This is a genomic window from Actinomadura madurae (assembly GCF_047130825.1).
Taxonomy (GTDB): Bacteria; Actinomycetota; Actinomycetes; order Streptosporangiales; family Streptosporangiaceae; genus Spirillospora; species Spirillospora madurae.
This window is the reverse complement of sequence record NZ_CP083237.1, coordinates 3634806-3656025: the sequence shown is the minus strand read 5'-3', so window position 1 is coordinate 3656025 and position 21220 is coordinate 3634806. Positions and strand designations below refer to the sequence as shown.

General features: G+C 73.4%; 24 protein-coding genes. 5 read left to right on the top strand and 19 right to left on the bottom strand.

Annotation, left to right across the window (positions count from 1 at the left end):
- The first annotated feature begins 8 nt into the window (after nt 1-8).
- The 4 genes from K8Z49_RS16520 (at nt 9) to K8Z49_RS16505 (ending at nt 2146) form a co-directional block, all read left to right on the top strand.
- On the top strand, nt 9-410 hold the full coding sequence (locus K8Z49_RS16520) for a tautomerase (RefSeq protein ID WP_111829920.1): 402 nt from the start codon (nt 9-11) through the stop codon (nt 408-410).
- Between the two features lie 98 nt (nt 411-508).
- A complete protein-coding gene (locus K8Z49_RS16515; protein WP_412519547.1) occupies nt 509-967 on the top strand; it encodes an SRPBCC domain-containing protein in 459 nt (152 codons plus the stop codon).
- Entirely contained in the window at nt 964-1359 is a 396-nt protein-coding gene (locus K8Z49_RS16510; protein ID WP_412519545.1) for an ArsR/SmtB family transcription factor, read from the top strand. The genes K8Z49_RS16515 and K8Z49_RS16510 overlap by 4 nt, the downstream gene beginning before the upstream one ends.
- A 22-nt stretch (nt 1360-1381) precedes the next feature.
- The gene (locus K8Z49_RS16505; RefSeq protein WP_412519543.1) at nt 1382-2146 is read left to right on the top strand and encodes a VOC family protein; all 765 of its coding nucleotides are present in this window, start codon (nt 1382-1384) and stop codon (nt 2144-2146) included.
- On the opposite strand, the gene K8Z49_RS16500 is transcribed toward K8Z49_RS16505, so the two are convergent.
- The 5 genes from K8Z49_RS16500 to K8Z49_RS16480 all read right to left on the bottom strand — a co-directional run bounded on the left by K8Z49_RS16500 (nt 2137) and on the right by K8Z49_RS16480 (nt 5321).
- Entirely contained in the window at nt 2137-2388 is a 252-nt protein-coding gene (locus K8Z49_RS16500) for a hypothetical protein (RefSeq protein ID WP_146877237.1), read from the bottom strand. The genes K8Z49_RS16505 and K8Z49_RS16500 overlap by 10 nt on opposite strands.
- A 93-nt stretch (nt 2389-2481) precedes the next feature.
- Nucleotides 2482-3156: a hypothetical protein gene (locus K8Z49_RS16495; protein ID WP_412519541.1), complete on the bottom strand. Its 675-nt coding sequence runs from the start codon at nt 3154-3156 to the stop codon at nt 2482-2484.
- Between the two features lie 19 nt (nt 3157-3175).
- Complete coding sequence (locus K8Z49_RS16490) at nt 3176-3760, bottom strand: RNA polymerase sigma factor (RefSeq protein WP_412519539.1); 585 nt, start codon at nt 3758-3760, stop codon at nt 3176-3178.
- A 106-nt stretch (nt 3761-3866) separates the two neighbouring features.
- A complete protein-coding gene (lexA, locus tag K8Z49_RS16485) occupies nt 3867-4529 on the bottom strand; it encodes a transcriptional repressor LexA (RefSeq protein WP_021594163.1) in 663 nt (220 codons plus the stop codon).
- 51 nt (nt 4530-4580) lie between these two features.
- On the bottom strand, nt 4581-5321 hold the full coding sequence (locus K8Z49_RS16480) for an NIPSNAP family protein (protein ID WP_412519537.1): 741 nt from the start codon (nt 5319-5321) through the stop codon (nt 4581-4583).
- Nucleotides 5322-5450: 129 nt separating this feature from the next.
- Here K8Z49_RS16480 and K8Z49_RS16475 point away from each other — a divergent pair, with 129 nt between their 5' ends.
- Nucleotides 5451-6449, top strand: a complete 999-nt coding sequence (locus tag K8Z49_RS16475) for a helix-turn-helix domain-containing protein (protein WP_021594165.1) — start codon at nt 5451-5453, stop codon at nt 6447-6449.
- A 27-nt stretch (nt 6450-6476) separates the two neighbouring features.
- On the opposite strand, the gene K8Z49_RS16470 is transcribed toward K8Z49_RS16475, so the two are convergent.
- The 14 genes from K8Z49_RS16470 to K8Z49_RS16405 all read right to left on the bottom strand — a co-directional run bounded on the left by K8Z49_RS16470 (nt 6477) and on the right by K8Z49_RS16405 (nt 21144).
- Nucleotides 6477-7676: a glycoside hydrolase family 6 protein gene (locus K8Z49_RS16470; RefSeq protein ID WP_412519535.1), complete on the bottom strand. Its 1200-nt coding sequence runs from the start codon at nt 7674-7676 to the stop codon at nt 6477-6479.
- Between the two features lie 134 nt (nt 7677-7810).
- On the bottom strand, nt 7811-9034 hold the full coding sequence (locus K8Z49_RS16465) for a flavin-dependent oxidoreductase (RefSeq protein ID WP_412519533.1): 1224 nt from the start codon (nt 9032-9034) through the stop codon (nt 7811-7813).
- 50 nt (nt 9035-9084) lie between these two features.
- Nucleotides 9085-10071, bottom strand: a complete 987-nt coding sequence (locus tag K8Z49_RS16460) for a helix-turn-helix domain-containing protein (protein ID WP_075022522.1) — start codon at nt 10069-10071, stop codon at nt 9085-9087.
- A gap of 80 nt (nt 10072-10151) precedes the next feature.
- Nucleotides 10152-11297: a pyridoxal phosphate-dependent aminotransferase gene (locus K8Z49_RS16455; protein ID WP_021594169.1), complete on the bottom strand. Its 1146-nt coding sequence runs from the start codon at nt 11295-11297 to the stop codon at nt 10152-10154.
- A complete protein-coding gene (locus tag K8Z49_RS16450; protein WP_021594170.1) occupies nt 11297-12166 on the bottom strand; it encodes an amidohydrolase family protein in 870 nt (289 codons plus the stop codon). The genes K8Z49_RS16455 and K8Z49_RS16450 overlap by 1 nt, the downstream gene beginning before the upstream one ends.
- Complete coding sequence (locus tag K8Z49_RS16445; protein ID WP_412519530.1) at nt 12163-12798, bottom strand: bifunctional 4-hydroxy-2-oxoglutarate aldolase/2-dehydro-3-deoxy-phosphogluconate aldolase; 636 nt, start codon at nt 12796-12798, stop codon at nt 12163-12165. The genes K8Z49_RS16450 and K8Z49_RS16445 overlap by 4 nt, the downstream gene beginning before the upstream one ends.
- Nucleotides 12795-13826 carry a sugar kinase gene (locus K8Z49_RS16440; RefSeq protein ID WP_024935028.1) on the bottom strand — a complete coding sequence of 344 codons (1032 nt, stop codon included), beginning with the start codon at nt 13824-13826 and terminating at the stop codon, nt 12795-12797. Before K8Z49_RS16440 ends, K8Z49_RS16445 begins: the two co-directional genes overlap by 4 nt.
- Nucleotides 13819-14805, bottom strand: a complete 987-nt coding sequence (locus K8Z49_RS16435; protein WP_081842541.1) for an ABC transporter permease — start codon at nt 14803-14805, stop codon at nt 13819-13821. The genes K8Z49_RS16440 and K8Z49_RS16435 overlap by 8 nt, the downstream gene beginning before the upstream one ends.
- Nucleotides 14802-16325, bottom strand: a complete 1524-nt coding sequence (locus tag K8Z49_RS16430) for a sugar ABC transporter ATP-binding protein (protein WP_075022525.1) — start codon at nt 16323-16325, stop codon at nt 14802-14804. Before K8Z49_RS16430 ends, K8Z49_RS16435 begins: the two co-directional genes overlap by 4 nt.
- Before the next feature lie 14 nt (nt 16326-16339).
- Nucleotides 16340-17650, bottom strand: coding sequence for a substrate-binding domain-containing protein (locus K8Z49_RS16425; RefSeq protein WP_024935027.1), 1311 nt, complete (start codon nt 17648-17650; stop codon nt 16340-16342).
- Nucleotides 17608-18576: an ABC transporter permease gene (locus K8Z49_RS16420; RefSeq protein WP_412519527.1), complete on the bottom strand. Its 969-nt coding sequence runs from the start codon at nt 18574-18576 to the stop codon at nt 17608-17610. Before K8Z49_RS16420 ends, K8Z49_RS16425 begins: the two co-directional genes overlap by 43 nt.
- Complete coding sequence (locus K8Z49_RS16415) at nt 18573-19832, bottom strand: M20 family metallopeptidase (RefSeq protein WP_412519525.1); 1260 nt, start codon at nt 19830-19832, stop codon at nt 18573-18575. The genes K8Z49_RS16420 and K8Z49_RS16415 overlap by 4 nt, the downstream gene beginning before the upstream one ends.
- On the bottom strand, nt 19829-20323 hold the full coding sequence (locus K8Z49_RS16410; protein WP_021592252.1) for a pyridoxamine 5'-phosphate oxidase family protein: 495 nt from the start codon (nt 20321-20323) through the stop codon (nt 19829-19831). The genes K8Z49_RS16415 and K8Z49_RS16410 overlap by 4 nt, the downstream gene beginning before the upstream one ends.
- Entirely contained in the window at nt 20320-21144 is an 825-nt protein-coding gene (locus K8Z49_RS16405) for an IclR family transcriptional regulator (protein WP_161791011.1), read from the bottom strand. Before K8Z49_RS16405 ends, K8Z49_RS16410 begins: the two co-directional genes overlap by 4 nt.
- Between the last annotated feature and the right edge of the window lie 76 nt (nt 21145-21220).

Genomic DNA, 21220 nt, shown 5'->3' with positions numbered 1-21220 from the left:
GGAGTCCCATGCCATCCATCCAGGTCGACCTGCCGCTGGTCGCGGACGAGGACGCCAAGCGGGAGTTCGCACGGCGCGTCGGCGTCATCTACGGGGAGATCATGCAGGTCGGCATGGATCTGCTCACCGTCTCGATCCACGACCTCGGACGCGGAGGGGTGTGGCGCTGCCACGAGTCCGGCCCGCCCACCCCCTCCGCGCTGATCATGTGCGACATCCGGAAGGGCCGCCCGGCCGAGACCCGGGCTCTGCTGGCCCGGTCCCTCATCGACGCCTGCGTGGAGGCCTTCGACCTCGACGCCCTGTGGGTGAAAGTCGAGTTCACCCAGCACAGCGGCGACGAGATGTACCACCCGCATCTCGGCGGATTCAACAAGGACTGGCACGGCGACGAGCGTTCAACGGGCTGATGGAGGGGAGACCGGTACCCCACTTATGCAACCGATGGTTGCGCGTCACTGGCCTGCGGGTTAGGGTGATGCGCAACCAAAGGTTGCAAAGGATGGGCATGGAATACGAATCCATCGAGCGGGAGATCCACATCGAGGCCTCGCCCGAGGTGGTCTTCGAGGTGGTGAGCAGCCCCCGGCACCTGCGCGAGTGGTGGCCGGACGAGGCGGAGTTCCCGGCCGTGCCCGGGGAAGCGGGCCGGATCGGCTTCGGAGACCCGCGGAACCGCGAGTGGATGCAGTTCACGGTCGTCGAGGCCGTCCCGCCGCGGCTGTTCTCCTTCCGGTGGACCCACCGGGAGGGGGAACAAGCCGGCGCGGGGAACTCGATGCTGGTCGTCTTCGAGATCGAGGCCGCCGGGAGCGGGACGCTGCTGCGGATGACCGAGAGCGGGTTCCGCGAGCGCGGCTGGGCGGAAGCGAAGATCGCCGACGAGTACCGGGCGCACGTCGAGGGCTGGGACCTGTTCCTTCCGCGGCTGCCGGGGTATGCCGCGCAGGTCGCCGCGGGCGCATGAGCGCGGCCGTGGACGACGCGCTGTGGGCGGCGATCGGCGATCCGACCCGGCGCCGGATGCTCGACCTGCTGCTCAGCGAGGGCGGCGGGACGGCGACCAGCCTGAGCGGGCACCTGCCGGTGAGCCGCCAGGCGGTGGCGAAGCACCTGGCCGTCCTCGACCGGGTCGGCCTGGTCCACGCCACCACCGCCGGGCGCCAGCGGCGGTACCGCGTCGACCAGGCCCGGCTCGCCCGCGCGGCCGCCCAGCTGGCCGAGGTCGGCGGCGCCTGGGACGCCCGGCTCCGGCGCATCCGGCGCATCGCCGAGGCGATCCAACAGGACAAGGACACCGAGACCGGGAGCGAAGACGCTCCAGATCCTCACGACGTGCGGATCGGCGACGAGCACTGACCGGCTGGAGGAGACCATGGGCATGACCACGATCGAGAGCATTCTCATCGGCAGCGCCGACCCGCAGCGGTTGCGGGAGTGGTACGCCGATGCGCTGGGCGCGCGGCCCGACGTCGACGGCTTCCTCGGCTTCGGGCAGGTCGGCGTGCTGATCGACGGCCGCGACGACGTCGCGCCCCGCGCCGCCGAGCCTGGACGGGTCATCATCAACTACTACGTCCCCGACATCCACAAGGCCGCGCAGCGCCTCGACGACCGCGGCGCCACCTGGGTGTCCAGGGCGGAGTACCGCGACGGCGGGCTCTGGTTCGCCACCGTCGAGGACCCCGAAGGCAACTACGTGCAGCTGATCCAGACCACGCCGACGTACTGGGCGAAGAAGAAGGAGCGCGCGGGGGAGACCGCCGGCCCCATGGACCACGCCCGCGCGGCGGTCCGGCTCCCGGCGCAGGACCTCGACCGGGCCCGGCGCTGGTACTCCGAACGGCTGGGCCTGGAACCGGTCGAGGAGCGCGAGGGCGGTCTGCGCTATCTGTGCGGCGGCACCGAGTTCGTGGTCTTCGCGTCGACAGGAAAGGCGTCGGGGGACCATACGCAGATGGGCTTCACGGTGCCCGACATCGATCTGGCCGTCGAAGATCTGCGCAAGCGCGGCGTGCGATTCGAAGGCGACATCGTCGACGTGCAGGGCAACTACCCGTCCACCGGGGCGGTCGGCGAGCGAGGGACGTGGTTCCGCGACAGCGAGGGAAATCTGCTCGGCCTGGGCCAGTACATCTACGAGTAGTGCTTGTGGCGGGTGACGATTCTTCTGATCAGCCGGCCCCAGAGAATCGAGGACACCGCCAACAACGCAAGGAAGCTGAGCAGCATCATGGGGCCGGCGCCGCCGTACAGCGGGTTCGTGCTCGCGCCTTGAATGAACCCTTCAGGTTTCTCCCAGCCTGACAGCCAGATCCCTAGATACCAGGCGAGTGGCACACAAGCGACGGCCGTGACGAACCACCCCACCACCGCGGCCAGCGTCATGAGCAGGCAACCTGCGGTGCGCTTCCCGCTCATATCAGTCGGACGTCCCCAGACCATTCCCGGTTCCCGGCCGCGGTGGTCGCAGGCTGGACGTCAGCGTGGGGGCCGGGGCCCGCCACCGCCGAAGAAGCGCTCGAGCTGGGGGAGCGGGACGGGATCGCAGGGCTTCACCGGGCCGCGTACCTGGTAGATGCTGAAGGCCACTGAGAACGCGCCCTTGGGGCCGTGGACCGAGAGCGTCCACACCAGGGTGTTTCCCGGTTTGACGCGCTCTGGGTGCACATAGAAGATCGCGCGCTTGTCCCTGTTGGGCAGGAGCCATCCGTCGTCCATCGCGGTGGTGTGGCGGTTGGTCTCCTGGTCGAGTTCGCCGCGCGGGATGTTCGAGCAACGCATGTGGACGGGTTGGAGTTCGATGTCCGCCTTGACCCCGAGCGCGGCGAGCTTCCGCTCGACACCGTCGAGCCGGCGCTGGATCACCTCGGGCGGGCCGGTGAGGTCGTCCATCGTCACCTTGATCCGGCCGTCCGGCAGCGGCTCGGCCGCGTACGCCCGGCCGCCCGACTCGCCGCCGAGGGTCCCCAACGGCACGATCGCGACCGCCGCGGTGGCGACGGCCGCCGCACCCACGACGTACCGGCGCCGCGGGGCCGCGCGCGCCGGCCTCCGCGCCTTCTCCCGCAGCCGGACGCGGGCCTCCGCGACGACCTCGGGCGACGGGCCGGGACGGGCGTCGTGGTACTCCCGCAGCATCTGCATCTCGTCCATCACTGCACGTCTCCTCGTCCTACTCCGGGTCTGCTTCGAGTGCCCGGCGCAGCTTGCGCCGCGCCCGTGTGAGCCGGGAACCGACCGTCCCGGCGCGGATGCCGAGGGCCTGCGCGACCTCCTCGTAGCTCAGGTCGCCGTAGGCGACCAGCAGAAGGACGTCGCGGTCTCCCGTGCCCAGACCCGCCAGCGCCTTCTCCAGCCGGGGCTGCATCCGCTGCGCGCTGACCATCTCGGCCACCCGGTCGGCGTGGTCGTCCACGGCCGCCGCGCGTCCGAACAGCCGACGGGCACGCTTCTCGGAACGCCGATGCCGCCGGACCAGATTGGTGGCGATCCCGTATAACCACGCGCGGGCCTGCGGCCGGTCGGCGTCATAGCGGTGCCGCGACGTGAAGGCGGTCAAGAACGTCTCGGCGGCCACATCATCGGCCGGCGCGCTTCCCAGACGGGACGCGACATAGCGGTGGATCTCCCCGAAGTACCGGTCGAATATCTCCGAGAACCGTTCAGGATCATCACGCGACGCCACGATCACCGCGGCGTCGCTGGGATCCGCCGGCGCCCTGGGCGGCGCGGCGGACTGGGGAACAGTGGCGCTCATGGACCGGCACCTTCCGGGTCATCATCCTGACACCCGTTATTGCCCTCCCGCCCGATCCGTCTTCACGACGGAGGGCGATATGGCCGGAAGGGGACGAAGGCAGGCCTCAGACGCTGCGGATGACCGAGACGACTATCCCGAGCACGACGGCCTCGTCGCCGTCGATGACGTCGTAGGCGGGATTGCGCGGTTCGAGGCGGACGTGTCCGTCGCGGCGCCGGTAGACCTTCACGGTGGCCTCGTCGTCGATCATGGCGGCGACGATCTGGCCGGAGTGGGCCTCCTGCTGCCGGCGGACCACGACGATGTCGCCGTCGCAGATCGCGGCGTCGATCATCGAGTCGCCGCGCACGCGCAGGGCGAAGACGGTGCCGCTCCCGGTGACCTCGCGGGGCAGCGTCAGCGTGTCCTCGACGTGCTCCTCGGCGGAGATGGGAGTACCGGCGGCGATGTGCCCCAACACGGGCACCGTCACCGGCCCGCCGGAAGCCTCCCGTCGCGGAGCCTCCTGCAAGAACATGCGCGTGTCGATCGGCCGCGACACCGCCGTGCCGCGCCGCAGGAAGCCCTTGTCCTCCAGGCTCGCGAGGTGGCGTGACACCGACGATGATGACCGCAGGCCGACCGCGTCGCCGATCTGGCGCGTGCTCGGCGCGTACCCGTACCGGACCACCCAGTCCTGGATCATGGCCAGGATCCGCTGCTGGCGCAGGGGCAGTGCGGAGGCGTCCAGGTCCCCGAACGCGTCGAGATCACGGTAGGCGGTCACGCACGGAATTGTAGAGGTGCGACGGCGAGGATCACGGTCGGGAATCGCCCTTCAGTGCACGAGGGACCGGGCCGTCGGAGCCAGCACCAGCCGCTCGGCGGGCGCGCTGAGCCGTGACTGAACCGATGCCCACGCCGCGGAGGCGGCCAGGCGCTCGTCATGGTCGCGAAGCGCGTCGGCACTCTTGACGATCGCCAGCGAGACCACCACGTTCTCGCCCTCCCGGATCGGGAGCCTGGTGAACGTGTTCTCCGAAGGCTCCGTCACCAGGCACCCGATGGGCGTCGCCCCGGTCTCGGCCATCAGCGGGTGGACGCGGTCGTCGATGAGCCGCACGACCTCGCCCGTGACCGCCCGTTCCGGGTGGTAGATGGTCACGAGGACGCGCGACCCGGGACGCTCGACCGATCCCGGACGCGGCCGCTCGGCGGCGACGGCGATGCCCCTCCCGGCACGCGCGGGCCGCAGCAGCAGGACGTCCGACGCGTCGATCATGGTCGCCGCCGCCGCGATCCCGTGGGCCTTCCACGCCTCGCCTTCGAGGTAGAACGCGGTCAGCGCCCGATGCCGCTCGGCCATGCCGGCGAACCCGCGTATCCAGACGAAGCGGTCGGAGCGGTCCTCATCGTGGAATATGCCGATGACGCTCATCCCGACGGCTTCCTGCGTCTCGACGAACTCCCGCTCGAAGAGCTCGGTCAGCTCTTCCCGGCGGCCGGGACGCAGCGTGTACTGCCTGAGTTCGACGACGGGCGAGGCGTCCTGCGGCTCGGCGGCGGAGATCGGGGCCACGAACCCTCCTATCAGCGGGCGCACCGCTCCCCGGCGCGCGGACACCGAGAGCGTGGCACCGACCGCTCCTGCGCTTCGAGTGGCAGGAAGGTCAACTTGCGCACGATTCCTGCCATAGGATGCCGTGCCATGGGCGCCGGATCCGTCGCGATCGCCGTGCTCGACGGCATGCCGCTGTTCGAGCTGACCATCGCGTTCGAGATGTTCGGCAGCCCGCGCCCCGACCTCGCCGACCCCTGGTACGACCTCCGGGTCTGCGGCATCGCGACCGGCGGCGTCCGCTCGGAGTACGGCTTCGCCGTCGAGACCCGCCACGGGCTGGACGAGCTGCCGAAGGCGGACACGGTGATCGTCCCGGCGCTGCCGTACGTCCACGTGCTCACCGATCAGCCGATCCCCTCCGAGCTGACCGACGCGCTCGCCGAAGCCTCCCGTTCGGGGGCCCGCATGGTGTCCCTGTGCACCGGCGCCTTCGCCCTGGCCGCCGCGGGCCTGCTCGACGGAAGGCGCGCCGCCACGCACTGGCTGTTCTCCGACGTCCTGGCGCGGCGCCACCCCCGGGTGCAGGTGGACGCCTCGGTCCTCTACATCGACGAGGGCGACGTGCTCACCAGTGCAGGGCGCAGCGCGGGCGTGGACCTGTGCCTGCACCTGCTCCGCTGCGACCTGGGCGCGGACGCCGCCAACCGCGTCGCCCGCCGCATGGTGCTGCCCGCCCATCGCGTCGGCGGGCAGGCGCAGTACATCGACCACGCGGTGCCCCCGTCCGGCGACGGCGGGCTCGGCCCCGTCCTGGAGTGGGCCTCCGAGCGACTCGACCACCCGTTGACCGTGGCCGACCTCGCCCGCAGGGCCGGCATGAGCCCCCGGACGTTCGCCCGGCGGTTCGTGGCGACGACCGGCACCACGCCCCTGCAGTGGCTCCTGGGCCAGCGCCTCGTCCACGCGCGCAGGCTGCTGGAATCCACCGACCTTCCGGTCGAGCAGGTGAGCAGGCGCAGCGGCTTCGGCTCCGCCGCCAACATGCGGCGCCACTTCACCGCGCACGTGGGCGTCCCCCCGACCGACTACCGCACCACCTTCCGCGCCGAACACGCGCCGGACGACCGAGCGCGATCCGGGCGCTGATCCGGGATCAGCGCCCGGGCCCGCGATCTAGCGAAGCGGAGGAACGGCTCGCTGGGCGAGGCCCAGGGCGTACTCGGGCCACCAGACGCCGGCCGCCGGATCGACCACGCCGTACTCGGGGTCCTCCGGGCCGGCGGTGCCGCGCGTGCACTGGCCGTCGGACTCGCCGGGACGCTTGATCCAGAGGAAGGCGTCGACCAGGGGATCACCGGTGCGGGTCGAGGGACGGGCGCCGAGGCCGCGGCCCGGCGGGTTGCACCAGACCTGGGGGTCGGTGTACTTGTCCGCCGGAGGCGTCCACGGCCCCTGGCCGTTGCGGCTGGTGTCCAGGACGAAATGCGTGAGCGCGCGCGAGTTGTCCGGGACGCCGGCCAGGTCGGCGTCGGAGCAGCCGGCCACGCCCGTCTTCTGGCGGAAGCGCAGGCACTTGGACAGCCGGGTCCCGTACGAGACCAACTCCTCGGTCGAGCGATAGTTGGAGACGTTCAGCGCGAAGCCGTCGGCCTTGGCGATACCGCCCTTGAGCAGGCGACTGGCCATGCCCAGCTGAGCGCGAGGTTCGCCGTATCCGGCGTCATAATCGTTAAGCGGCTGCCAGTCCGAATGCCCGGAATCCACATACACACCGGTGCGCGGCAGCCGCTGCAGGGTGCGGATCGCGTAGTTGACCTCGCGGAAGCGCTCGTCGACCAGGGCGGGGTCCTCCGGCGTCCCGGTGGTGCCGCCGCCGCCCTCGTTGCACCACGGCTCGCTGGACAGCAGTGCCAGCCCGTCGGGCTCGACGATCACCACGGCCCGGCCGCCGCCGATCCCCTTGGCGAAGGCGTCGATCCAGGCGCGGTAGGCGGCCTCGGACGGAGCGCCGCCCGCCGAGTACTGCGAGCAGTCCCGGCCCGGGACGTAGTACGCCACCAGCGTCGGGACGGCATGCTGCCCGGCCGCACCGGCCATCGTCCGCCGCACCGCCGTACGCACCTCGGCGGGCGTGCCGCCGGTGAACCAGATCGCCTGCGAGACCTTCGACAGGGCCCGCATGTGCGCCGCGTCGGCGTCGCGCCCCGCGGCCGTCCAGATGTCGGCCTGCCGCCCCGCGTTGGTCGTGGGCTCGACGTAGAACCTGGCCTTCCCGGCCAGCGGATCGTCGTGTCCTAACGCCTGCGCCGGCGGCGCAAGCACCGCGACGAGGCCCGCCGTAGCGGCGGCGAGCATCCCGATGCGTCGTCTCATCCGGTACTCCAGAGTCTCGGGGTGGTGGAGGAGACGCGCCCAAGACGTGCCCGCCCCTGCCGAGCACGGCATGGGAGCGCTCCCATGCCCCGGAGTCTGATGACCTCCCAACGATCCGTCAAGACCCAGACCAGTCAGGTTTTCGGGGGGTTGCGGGTGGCGGTGGAGGCTTGGAGGTAGCTGGTTACCAGGGCTTCCATTTCGGTGGGGTCCATTACGTCCTCGATTCGGGCGAAGCCGTTCGGGGCTCGGCGTTCGACCTCCTCGATGACCTGTTCGGGACCGCCCAGGCGGTTGCGGTGGACGATCTGGGCGGTGGCGGGGAGGCGGTCGTCCTGGTAGGCGCGCAGGGCTTCGGCGGGGTCCGTGCGGGTCGCCAGGTGGGTGCTCAGGTTCACCGCGTCCAGGATGGCCTGGCCTGCGCCGTTCGAGCCCATCGGGTACATGGGGTGGGCGGCGTCGCCCAGGAGGGTGACGCGGCCTCGCGTCCAGTGGGGGAGGGGGTCGCGGTCGCACATCGGGAACTCGAAGCGGTCCCGGGTGGCCTCGATCATGGCGGCGTGGTCGAAGTGGTCGTGCGTGAAGAGCTTGATGTGCTCGGCCAGGTCCGCCGGGTCGGCCGGACGCGCCCAGTCCTGCTCGCTGGGCGGCGGGTCGCCGGGACGGCCGGTGACGACGCCGATGGCCCAGTTGGTCAGTTTGGTGCCCGGAGTCGTCCCCGGTGCGATCGGGTAGACGACGAGTTTGGCGGTGTTGCCGCCGGCGATCACCATGGTCCGGCCGGTGCCGAATTCGGGCCATTCGGTGGCGCCGCGCCACAGCATCATGCCGCCCCAGCGCGGCGGGCCCTCGTCCGGGAACAGGGTCGACCGGACGGTCGAGTGGATGCCGTCGGCGCCCACCAGGATGTCCGCGCGGGTTCGCGAGCCGTCGGCGAAACGGGCGGTCACCGCTTCGGCGTCCTGCTCGAAGCCGACCAGGTGGTGGCCGGTGCGCACGGCGTCGGCTCCGAGCCGTTCGACTACGGCGCGGTGGAGCATGCCCTGCAGCCGGCCGCGATGCACGCTGATCTGCGGGTGGTCGAACCCGGCGGCCAGTCCGCAGGGGCGGCGCATGATCTCCTGGCCCAGGCGGTGGGTGTAGACGAGTTCGCCGGTGCGGACCCCGATCTCGTCCAGGCGGTCCAGGAGGTCCAACGCGGCCAGTTCCTTGGTCGCGAACGGCAGCACGTTGATCCCCACGCCGAGCTCGCGGATCTGCTCGCCGCGCTCGTAGACCACGCAGCGGACGCCTTCGGCGTGCAGGCGCAAGGCGGTGAACAGCCCGCCGATCCCCGCTCCCACAATCGCGACGTTCACGGTTGCCTTCCTCATTCAGAGAGGGTGCAGGTTGCCGACCCGGTTTGTCGTTACGTGTGAGCGCACTCGCCTTTAGCCTGCGCGCACTGTTGGCGGAATTCGCGCGGGGAAAGGCCGTAGGCGCTGCGGAAGGCCTGGCTGAAATGCGAGGGGCTGGTGAATCCCCACCGGGCCGCGATCGCGTTGATCGGACGGGCGGCGAGCCGCGGGTCGGCCAGGTCGCGGCGGCACCGCTCCAGGCGGCGCTCGCGGATCCAGCCGGCCACGGTGTGCCCGTCCTGCTGGAACAGCCTGTGCAGGTAGCGCAGGGAGATGTGGTGCGCCTCCGCGACCGCTCCCGGGGTCAGGTCCGCATCGCCCAGGTTCGCCTGGATGAAGGCGTGGATCTCGGCCGTCAGCGCTCGCTGCCGTGTATGGGACGGCAGGTGGACGTCGAGCGCGTTGGCCAGCGCCGCGGTCAGCACGTCGAGGGCGAGTGTCGAGAGCCGGGCGGCGTCCGCTGGGCCGAGTTCGTCCATGCGCAGGGCGAGCTGCCGGAGGAACTGCGAGGACAGCGCACCGACGCCCCGGTCGCCCGGGATGCCGACCGTGGTCAGTTGCCGCAGATCCCGTTCAGGCAAGGGGAGCGATGTGCGAGGGAACCGCAGAAGCAGCACCCGGCTCTCCGGCACGTCCGGCAGGAACGAGGCCAGGTAGGGGAGCGAGGTGTCGTAGAACATCAGGTCCCCGACCTTGAGCTCCACGCACCGGCCGTCCTGCTCCTTGAAACCGCCGCCTTTGACGAAGCAGCCCAGCTTGTACATTCCAGGGTCGGTCTGGCGGATGAGCTTGGGCGTGCGGTGAATGGAGTGCGGCATCGTGGTGATCAGCGTCGCCTGCACGGGACCGAAGTCGCTGACGCCGACCTGAGCTTGAAATCGGGGCTCCAACCGCGGATCGCAGCGTAAGTCGTAGGGCGCCCATAACTTCCCGTTGAGCTCGTGCCAGAAGGCGAACCGCTCCTCCGCCGGGACGTCGGCGGTGCTGATCACATCCATGACCCACCACGGTGTCGGCGCGGGGTCAGACCAGCATCGCCCGGCCGACTCTCGAACGCAACTCGGCCGGGTCCGTCCGGTCAGCGGAAGTCGAGCAGGCGGGTCAAGCCCTCCAGCAGGTCGTCGGTGGCGGTGGCCAGGGAGAGGCGGACCCAGCCTTCCCCCTGCGGCCCGAAGGTGGTGCCGGGGGCCACCGCGACGTGCCGCTCCTGGAGGAGGCGGATGGCCCAGTCCGAAACGTCGCCGCCGGTGAGGGAGGAGACGTCCGCCCAGAGGTAGAAGGCCCCCTCCGGCCGGAGGTAGGGCAGGCCCGCCTTGTCGAGGACGGCCGTCGCGGCGTCGCGGCGTTCGAGGTAGGCGTCGCGGGCGGCCGCGACCTGGTCCTGGGGGCCGGTCAGCGCGGCGAGCGCCCCGTACTGGGCGGGGGCGTTGACGCATGCGACGAGCGGCTCCTGGAGCTTGGCGCAGACGGCGGCGAGGGCGGGCGGGGTGACGAGGTAGCCGACGCGCATGCCCGTCATCGCGTAGGTCTTGGAGAAGCTGAAGGCGCCGAGCACGCGGCCGTCGGTGTCGAACGCGCCTGGGCTGACGTGCGGTGCGCCGAAGGTGATCGCCTCGTAGCACTCGTCCGAGACGAGCCAGAGGTCGTGGCGGCGGGCGAGCTCCACGAGGCGCCGGACGTCGGCCTCGGGGAGGACGGCGCCCAGCGGGTTGGACGGGGAGTTCAGGATGATGGCGCGGGTCCGGGGCGTGACCAGCGCGTCGAGGGCGTCGGCGTCGGGGAGGAAACCGCGCTCGGGGCGCAGCCCGTACCGGACGGGGACGGCCTGGAGGAGCTGGACGACCATCGCGAAGTTGGGCCAGCCGGGGTCGGGGATGAGCACCTCGTCGCCCGCGGAGAGCACGGAGGACAGGGCCAGGTGCAGTGCCTGCATCCCGCCCGCGGTGATGACGACCTGCTCGGTCGGGACCTGGACGCCGTTGCGCTCGGCGAGCTTGGCGGACAGCGCCTCGCGCAGTTCGCCGACTCCGGCGTTCGGGACGTACCGGGTGCGGCCCTGCGCGTACGCCTCCTCCGCGGCGGCGAGGACGTGCGGCGGGGTCGGGAAGCTCGGCTCGCCGACGTGCAGGCCGATGACCGGGTCCGCCAGGCGCCACGCCATGTCCATGATCGCGCGGATGCCGGAGCGGGGCATCCGCTCGGCGTTGGGGGCGATGGACGGCATCAGGCCTCCTTGAGGGCGGGGAGCAGGGTGAGGGCGGTCCCGCCGTGCAGGGCGGCCCTCTCGGACGGGGACAGACCGGGCAGCGTGCGGTCGGCGAGCCGCAGCAGCTCGGCGGGGCCGGGGACGTCCCTGGTCCAGGGGTAGTCCGAGGCCCACAGCATGCGGTCCGCGCCGTAGGCGCCGGTGAGCGCCCGGACCACGGGGAACAGGTCGGTGTACGGCGGTGCCTGGCGCGACAGCGCGTACTGCCCGGAGAACATCAGGTAGGTGTGCGGGTGCCGGGCCAGGCCGAGGACGGTCTCCGCCACGGGCGGCGGGAAGGGGTCGTCGAACGCGGGCCGGCCGTGCTCGTCCACGCGCATGTCGTGCGGTGCGAAGCCCAGGTGGTTGAGGACGATCCGCAGGCCGCCGACCGTGCCGGGCAGCTCGCGGAGCAGGGGGAGCTGCGCGGGCGGCAGGTAGCTCCACAGCGGCAGGCCGCGGTCGGCCAGCTCGCGCAGGACGGGCAGCATCGGCGACTCGGCGAGCGGGCGGGACGGGTCGCCGAGCCACTGCGTGCGCAGTCCCGAGAAGCCCCGGTCGAGGCGGGCGCGGAGCGTCTCGACCGGGTCCCCGGGGCCGCGCCCCTGGGTCGCGCGGTCGGCGACGGCGATGGCGGCGAACCGTCCGGGGTGGGCGGCGACCGTCTCCGCGACGTAGTCGTCCTCCGGGCCGAGCGGGACGAGGACCGCCTTGTCGATGCCGGCCTCGGCCATGACGGTGAGCAGGTCCTCGGCGGGCGCGTCCCGGCCGGCGGGCGCGAGGGCGTCGACGGCCCGCGGGTGGACGGAGGCGGGGCGGAAGACGTGCAGGTGGGCGTCGACGATCATGAGCGGGCCTCCGCGACCTGGGCGGCGACCCGGGCGGCCCGTTCGGCGATCAGCGGGACGTCGTCCTCGGACGGCGCCGCCGGGACCAGGTCGGAGCCGAGGCCGACCGCGGCGGCGCCCGCGTCCAGCCAGACGCCGGCGGCGTCGTGGCGGATGCCTCCGGTCGGGACGAAGGCGGTGCCCCGGAACGGCCCGTGCAGCGCGCGCATGAACGGGACGCCCAGCGGTCCCGCCGGGAACAGCTTGATGAGTCGGGCGCCGGCGTCCAGGGCGGTCGCGACCTCGGTGGCCGTGCCCGCGCCCGGCAGCGGTTCCAGGCCCGCCGCGAGGACGGCCCGGATGAGCGGCGCGTCGGTGTGCGGGCTGACGCAGTAGCGGGCGCCGTGCTCGGCGGCCTGCCGCACCTGGTCCGGCGTGCGGACGGTCCCGGCGCCGAGGAGCGCGTCGCCGGGGAGGGCGGCGCGCAGGTCGCGGAGGGCGGCGGGCGCGCCGGGATGGTCGAAGGTGATCTCCATGGCGGTCAGCCCGGCGCCGTACAGGACCCGCCCGACCGGCACGGCGCGGCGGTGGTCGGCCAGCCGCAGGATCGCGACGGCGCCCGCCGCGCGGATCCCGTCGAGCACGTCGCTCATCGCAGGATCCTCCGCGCCGGGGCGCCGCGGCGGGCGAGGTCGGCGGGACGGATCGTGCAGGCGTCCCCGGGCAGGGTGTGCTGGAACGCGCCCGCCCAGGCGGCCTTGTCCACGGCCGTCGCGAGGTCGTCGCCGGTCAGCAGGGACGCGATCAGCACGCCGAAGGCGGCGTCGCCCGCGCCGAAGGGGTCCACCGCGTCGGCCTCGTAGGTCGGGCTCGCGACCTCGCCCCCGGAGGTGACCGCGGCGACGCCGGTCGCCACGCGCCGCCCGGTGAGCCGGGCGGTCTCGCGCAGCACGACGGTGTCGCAGCCGAACTCCTCGATCGCCCGGTGGGCGAGCGCCACCCGGCCCGCGTCCGGGTCCGCGGAGGGGAGTAGCCGCAGGAGGTCCTGGTGCCCGGCGAGCAGGACGTCCACGGACGGCAGCAGGCGGCGCAGGACGGGGACGGCCTGCTCCCACGTCCACAGCTTGGAGCGGTGGTTGACGTCGAACGCGGTGCGCGCGCCGGCGGCGCGGGCCGCGGCGAGGAGCGCCTCGGCCGCGGCGGCGGGTCCGGCGCCGAGCGCGCAGGTGATGCCGCTGCACACGACGGCGCCGGCGCCCGCGACGGCGTCCGTCCAGCCGAAGGTGTCCGCGGTCAGCCGCGTCATCGCGGTGCCGGAGCGGTCGTAGAGCACCTCGGACGGCCGGGGGTGCGCGCCGTGCTCGACGAAGTAGAGCGGCGCGCGGGCGGCGCCGTCCCAGTCGACGTGCGGGACGACGCCGTGCGCGCGGGCGTGCGCGGCGATCCGGCGGCCGAGCGGGTTGTCGGCGAGGCGGGTCAGCCAGGTCGCGGGCAGGCCGAGCCCGGCGGCGCCGATCAGCGCGTTCATCTCCGCGCCGCCGACGTGGACGCGCAGGTCGCCCGCCTGGTCCAGGCGCTCGTGCCCCGGCGCGGACAGCCGGATGAGCGACTCGCCGAGCCCGACGACGCGCGGCGGCGGAGGGCTCGCAGAGGCGGGACGGGAGGGAGCGGGTTCATTCACGGGTGGACCTCGGGACGAACAGGGCCGCGGCGGCGAGGATGACGACGCCCCGGATCAGGTCGGACGCCGTGGCGGGGAACTGCAGCAGCGTGAACGAGCTCTCCACGAGGGCGAGCAGGGCCACGCCGCCGAGCGTCCCGGCGAGGCTGGCGCGTCCGCCGAGCAGCGACGCGCCGCCGACCACGACGACGGTGATGGCGGACAGCTCCAGGCCCTGCCCCGCGCTGGGCGAGCCGATGGTGGCGCGGGCGGCGAGCATGACGCCGGCCGCCGCGGCGAGGGTCCCGGCGAGGACGAACGCGAGGACGAGCGTGCGGCGGACGGGCACCCCCGCGGACCGGGCGGCCGCCGCGTCCCCGCCGACGGCGTGCACGTGCCGTCCGAACCGGGTGCGGTGCAGCAGCACGGCGACGATCAGCGCGGCCACCGCGAGGACGGCGAGGGCGAGCGGGAACGGCCCGAAGCGGCGCATCCCGACGTCCGCGAGGGCCCGGGTGACCTGCCCGGACGGCGTCGTGCTGATCATGAACGCGACGCCCTGGATCAGGTAGAACGTGGACAGCGTGACCACGAACGCCGGGATCCGGGTGTTCGCGACGATCAGCCCGTGCACGGCGCCGATCGCGGCGCCGAGCACCAGCATGCCGATGATCGTCGGGATCGTGCGGATCGGGTAGCCGTCGATGAGCATCGCCGTGAGCAGCGCGGACAGCGTGGCCGTCGAGCCGACCGACAGGTCGATCCCGCCGGTGAGGACGACCATGTGCTGGCCGAGCGCGACCAGCCCGAGCACGACGGTCGCGGTGAGCACGTTGGCGATGTTGGCGGCCGTCCAGAACCCGCCGGGGTCGGCGACGGTCAGCCCGGCGACGATGAGCGCGACGATCGTCCAGGCGGCGAGCCCGGTCCGGGCCGCACCCGACAGCGCCGTCCCCAGCCGCTCCCGAGCAGGAGCGCCCGGCGCCATGACCGCAGTCATCGGGCCACCTCCTGTGTGCCGAGGGCCAGATGCATGATGCGCTCCTCGCTGATCTCGTCTCCGGTCAGTTCGCCGGCGACCCGGCCGCCGCGGCACACGAGCACCCGGTGGGCGAGGCCGGTCACCTCGGGCAGCTCGCTGGAGGCGAACACGACGGCGAGGCCCTCGGCGGCGAGCCCGGCGACGATCCGGTAGATCTCCGCCTTGGCGCCGATGTCGATGCCGCGGGTCGGCTCGTCCAGCAGCAGTACCCGGGGGCGGGTGCGCAGCCACTTCGCGAGGACGATCTTCTGCTGGTTGCCGCCGGACAGCTGCCCGGTCGGCTGCTCGGGGCCCGACACGCGGATCCCGAACCGCTCGCGCTCGGCCTCGAACGCCTCCCGCTCGCGGGCGGACGACAGCCAGCCGCCGGGCGACACGGCCGCGATGCTGGACAGCGTCGTGTTGGCGCGGACGGGCAGGTCGAGCACCAGCCCCTCCGTCTTGCGCTCCTCGGGGACGAGCACCACCCCGGCCCGCATCGCCGCGTGCAGCGAGGCGCGGACGGGGGTCCCGCCGACGCTCATCGTCCCGGCGGCGCGGGGCTGGACGCAGGCGAGCGTCCGGAGCAGGCGGCTGCGGCCCGAGCCGAGCAGCCCGGCGACGCCGACGATCTCGCCCGCCCGCACCGACAGGTCGAGCCCCGGCCCGGCCGCGCCCGGCCCCGCGGGCAGCAGGCCGCGGACGCTCAGCACCTCGCCGTCGCCCGGTTCGGACAGGGCGGGGAAGACGGCGTCGACGTCCCGCCCGACCATCTCGCGGACGATCCGGTCGACCGGGTACTCCGCCGCCGGCCCGGTGGAGACGAGCCGCCCGTCGCGCAGCACGGTGACGTCGTCGGCGAGGGCCCGCACCTCCTCCAGCCGGTGCGTGATGTAGATGATCGCGACGCCGTCCGCGGCGAGCTCGCGGACGACGGCGTGCAGCGCGTCCAGCCCGCCGCCGGACAGCAGCGCGGACGGCTCGTCCAGCAGCAGCACGCGGCTGCCCCGCACCAGCGCCCGCGCGATCTCGACGAGCTGCTGCGTCGCGGCGGACAGGGTGCCCGCCCGCGCGCGCGGGTCGAGGTCGCCGAGCCCGGCGCGGCGCAGCGCGGCGCGGACGGTGTCGCGCTGCCGGTCGCGGTTCAGCAGCCCGCGCCGGCTGACCTCCTGGCCGAGCATGACGTTGTCGAGGACGGACAGCTCCGGCAGGACGGTCAGCTCCTGGTACACCGCCGTCACGCCCTGCGCGAGCGCGTCGCGGGGGTCGTGCAGCCGGACCGGCGTGCCGCCGATCCTCAGCTCGCCCGCGTCGGGCGGGTGGTTCCCGGTCAGGATGCGCACGAGCGTGGACTTCCCCGCGCCGTTCTCGCCGAGCAGGGCGTGGACCCGCCCGGCGCGGCAGACGAGGTCCACGCCGTCCAGCGCCGTGACGCCGGGGAACCGCTTGACCAGGCCGCGCGCCTCCAGCGCCGGGGCCGTGGAATCAGGTCTCGTCATCGTTCCGCCTCCCTTCAGCAGAGCTTGAGCTTCTTGAGCAGGTCCGCCGGGAGGGCGGAGGGGACGGCGAGGTCGTCGCTGCACTCAGGGCGCACGTACCGCGCGATCTGCTCGTCGGTGAACACGGCGGCGTCCACGTTGACCTGGCTCGCGACCTTCTTGCCTGCGAGGACGTCCAGCGCCGTGTCGAGGCACTGGGCGCTCTGCTCGGGCGGGAAGGCGCTCAGCGCGAACGGCACGTTCTTGCCCTGGACGGCCTTGAGGAAGGCGTTCGTCACGTCACCGGTCAGCGGCGGCACGGGCTTGCCCGCCTGGCTGTACGCCTCGTACACGCCGAGGTCGGTGATGGCCGAGTCCGACCAGATCGCCTTCAGGTCGGGGTGGCGGGCGAGGAGCTGCGCCGCGACGGTCTTGGCCTTGGTGGCCGACCAGTCGGTGTTCTGCTTGGCGACGACCTGGATCCCCGGGTACTTGCTCGCGAAGATCTTCTCGGCCTGCTTCTTCGGCAGCTCGGCCGTCGGCACGCCCGCGATGCCGGACAGCATCGCGATCTTGCCCCGGCCGCCGATCCGCCGCGCGATCCACTCGGCCCACAGCGTGCCCTGCAGCTCGTAGTCGCGGGTGACGGTGCTGACCGCGCCGGACCCCGGGGCGAGCCGTCCCGAGCACACCACGACGGGGATGCCCTGGCTCGCGGCGGCCCGCACCTGCCCGGTGATCGCGTCCCCCATCGGCACCACCACGAGCGCGTCGGGACGCTGCGCGACGAGCTGCTGGACGTTGTCGACCTGCTTGTTCACGTCCCCGTTCGCGGACGCGTAGAGGACCTTCGCGCCGCGCTGCTTCGCGCGGTACTTGAACGCCTCCTCGTTGGTGGTGGCCCACGCGTTCGTCGGCCCCTGCGCGGCGAACGCGATCCGGTAGCCCTTCTTCGGACGGTCCTTGGCGAAGCGGCCGGTGTCGATCTGGCAGACCTGCGTCCCCGCGACCGGGGTCAGGCCCGGCAGGCCGATCGCCTCGCCGGCCTCGCGCCAGCTCTGCGCGTACTGCTGCCGGAACGCCTCGGCGACGGACCCGCCGCAGTCGGCGGCGGCGCCGAGGCCGGTGCCCGGCGACTCCCGCTCGGTGCTGCAGCCGGCCAGCACGAGCGCGCCCGCGGCGACCGCCGCCACGGCGGCCCTGGGGAGACGGAACGGCACGGGGACGACCTCCTCGAAGCGGAGACGGAGGGTGCTGCGGCGGCGCGTGCCGGACGGTCCGGTCCGGCGGCGCCCCGGGGCGCTCATCGGGTGCCCGCCGGGGCCGGTCCGCGCTGGCGCAGCCACGTGGCCAGCAGGATCGCCGCGCCCTGGACGGCGAGCTGCCCGCCCGTCCCGGCGCCGAGCTGGATCATCCAGACGATCAGCACCGCGAGCAGCGCCACGCCGAGGACGGTGTGCCCGATGTGGCCCTTCCCGCCGCTCAGCGCGACGCCGCCGATGACGGCCGCGGCCAGCGAGTTGAGGTCCAGGCTGCGCGACAGCTGGGCGTCGACGTGCCCGGCGTAGCCCGCGCTGATCAGCCCGGCCAGGACCGCGAGCAGCGCGCTGGCGACGTAGCCGGCGGCGATGACCCGTCCGGTGCGGATGCCCGACAGCCGCGCGGCCCGCGGGTTCGCCCCGGTCGCGTACAGCCGCCGCCCGGCGCTCGTGCGGGCGAGCACGACGGCCGCGGCCGCGGCGATCGCGGCGAACACCCACAGCGGCGTCGGGACGCCGAGGACGCGGCCCGACCCGAGCGTCTGCACCGCCCGCGGGATGTCGCCCGCCGCCGCGCCCCGCGTCCACGCCGTGATGGCGCCCTGGACGAGGACGAACACCGCGAACGTCGCGACGAACGGCGGGACGCCGCGCAGCACGACCAGGCCCGCGTTCACCGCGCCGATCGCGATCCCGGCCAGCGCGGCGAGCAGGAGCGCGGCGGGCAGCTTCCCGCCGTCCCCGTCGGTCTGCGTCGCGACGATGACGGTGGTCAGCCCCATCACCGCGCCGACCGACAGGTCGATGCCGCGGCCGAGCAGGACGACCGTCTGGCCGACCGCGGTCACGCCGATCAGGCCCGCCTGGAACAGCACGAGGCGCAGGTTCGCCTCGGAATAGAAGCCGGGGGTCAGCAGGGCGGCGGCGACCAGCACCAGCGCCAGGCCGCTCAGCGGCATCAGCGTGCCGGCCGGGGCGAACCGCGCGGCCCGTCCGGCGGTCAGGGTCGTCATGGACCCTCTCCTCTCTCGCGTCCCCCGACGTGTACTTCCTCTCGGCCACTCGCTGCGCAGAAGGCGGCGGCGACGCCCGCGTACAGGTCGACCGCGCGGCGCAGCGCGCCGATCGAGACCCACTCGTCGGCGCCGTGCGCCCGGCGCAGCAGCCCCGGCCCGAACGCGGGCAGCACCGGAACGTTCCAGGCCGGTTGCAGGAATGCCGCGTCGGTCGTGCCGGGGAACATCGCGTCCGGCGGCGTCCGGCCGAGCACCGTCCGGCACGCGGCGCGCACCGCCTCCGGCAGCGGCCCGGACGGGTCCGACACCGTCCCGGGCAGGTAGCCCTGCTCGTCGAACTCGACCTCCAGGTTCGCGCCGGTGCGCGCCGCCACCTCGGCGACGAGCTCGGTGACCGGCACCCGGACGTCGTCGCGGCCCGTCCCGGGCAGGAGCCTCACCTCGGTGTCGACGCCCATCCGCCCCGGCAGCACGCCGAACCCGACGCCGCCCCGGAACGCCAGCGCGGTGTTCACGGTCGTCGTCCACCCCTGGATGCCGTACGGGTCCTCCGGGGACGGGATGGACAGCCCGGCCAGTGCCACCGCCGCGTGCGCCGCGTCCACCCCGGCGTTCCGGGTGCCCTCCGTTCCGGACAGGCTGGAGTGGCCCTGCCGCCCGTACGCGACGGCCCGGAGCCGCGCGATGCCGCGGCTGCCGAGGTGGAGCGTGTCGTAGTCGTCCTCCAGACCGCCGGGCTCGCCGATGAGGACGGCGTCGGCGCCGAGGTCCCGGCCCTCCTCGGCGAGGTACTGGGCTCCGTGGTAGGCGCCGTCCTCCTCGTCGGCGGTGAACAGCAGCGACAGGCGCCCCGAGCGGAGCGCGCCGCCGCGCGCCAGGTTCCGCGCGGCGAGCACCATGGCGGCCAGCGCGCCCTTCATGTCCGCCGAGCCGAGCCCGTACAGGCGGTCGCCGGAGATCTCGGCGCCGAGCGGGTCCACCGACCAGGCCGCGTCGCCGATCGGCTTGGTGTCCATGTGGCCGCACAGGACGAGGTGCCGTCCGCCCGGACCGAAGTCGAGGGTGAAGAGCAGGTTGGGGCGGGTGCTGGAACGCTCCAGCACGGTCGGTGCGGGCAGTCCGGCGTCCACCGCCAGCTCCGTCAGCGCCCCGGCGACCGCACGCTCGTCCCCACCCGGGTTCGGGCTCGGGATCCGGATCAGCGCCCGCGCCATCTCCACGACGTCCCCGCCGGCATCGGGCCGGACGGTCACTTGTAGCGCTCCGCCCAGTCGTTGCCCTGCCAGGTCTTGAGGGCGACGGGCTCCAGGCGGAACAGCCAGCGCGGCTTGTCCAGCGTCGGCTCCAGGTAGCGGGGACCGTTCTCGCCCAGGTAGCGGACGCTCATCCGTTCGGCGATCGGCAGCCACTCCCCGTCCAGGCAGGGCTCCTCCACGAGGTGCGCCCGGCACTGCGCCACGACCTTGCGCTGCGTCCCCGCCTCGTCCACGGTGATCGCGCAGCGCCCGTCCTCCGCGAGGTAGCGGCCCCAGGCGGAGCGCTCCCGCGGGACGACCCAGAACGACGAGCCGTCCCACTCGTGCCAGCAGGGCACCACGTACGGCCAGCCGTTCTCGTCCAGGCAGGCGAGCCGGGCGATCTGGCCCTCGGCGAGGAAGGCCGCGACCTCGTCCGCGGCCAGCTTCCCGACGGCGCCGCGCCAGCCCTCGCCGGCGCCGGACGGCGCGGGGGCAGTCTCGCTCATGAGACCTCCTTGGTGTCGTGTCCTGCGGTTCGGTGGCCCAGCCGCGCGGACAGCTCCGCGACGGCCTCCAGGGCCAGCTCGGCGATGGCGGGCAGGTCCTCCCGCGGGAACCGGTAGGCCGGCGCCGACACCGACAGCGCCGCGACGGCCGTCCCGGTGTGGTCGAACACGGGGACGGCCACGCACCGGACGCCGTCCTCGTTCTCGATCTCGTCCACGGCGTAGCCGCGCCGCCGGGTGACCGCGAGTTCGGCGGCGAGCGCGTCCGCGTCGGTGATGGTGTTGGGCGTGCGCGCGGTCAGCGGCCCGTCCAGGACGGCGCGGACGGTGGCCTCGTCGGCGTGCGCGAGCAGCGCCTTCCCTATTCCGGTCGAGTAGAGCGGGTTCACGCTGCCGACGACCGCCGCGGGCCGCACCGCCTGCGGGCTGTCGCTCTTGGCGATGTACAGCACCTGCAGCCCCTGCCGGACGCCGAGGTAGCAGGTCTCGCGCGTCCGCTCGGTGAGCCCGCGCATGAGGTCCTCGGCCCGCTCGCGGACGTCCAGCCGGTCGAGGAAGCGCTGCCCCCACACGGCCGCGCGCGGCCCGAGCTCGTACCGTCCGGCCGCGTCGGTGCGCAGCAGCTCGCTCCCGCAGAGCACGTCGAGCAGGCGGAGCACCGTCCCGCGCGGGACGCCGCTGGCCTCCACGAGGTCGGTCAGGCGCCGCGGCCCGGCCTCGGCGACGAGGTCGACGAGGGCCAGCCCCTTGACGAGCGCCTTGGCCGTGCCCGTCGCCTCCCGCACCACTTTGGACTCGACGTCCATTCCCGTTCTGGACATAGCGCCCATTCCTAGCAGGCCGCCTCTGACCTGGCAATAGCCGCCGGAGGGTGCGCGGGCTGGAAGGATGATCGGC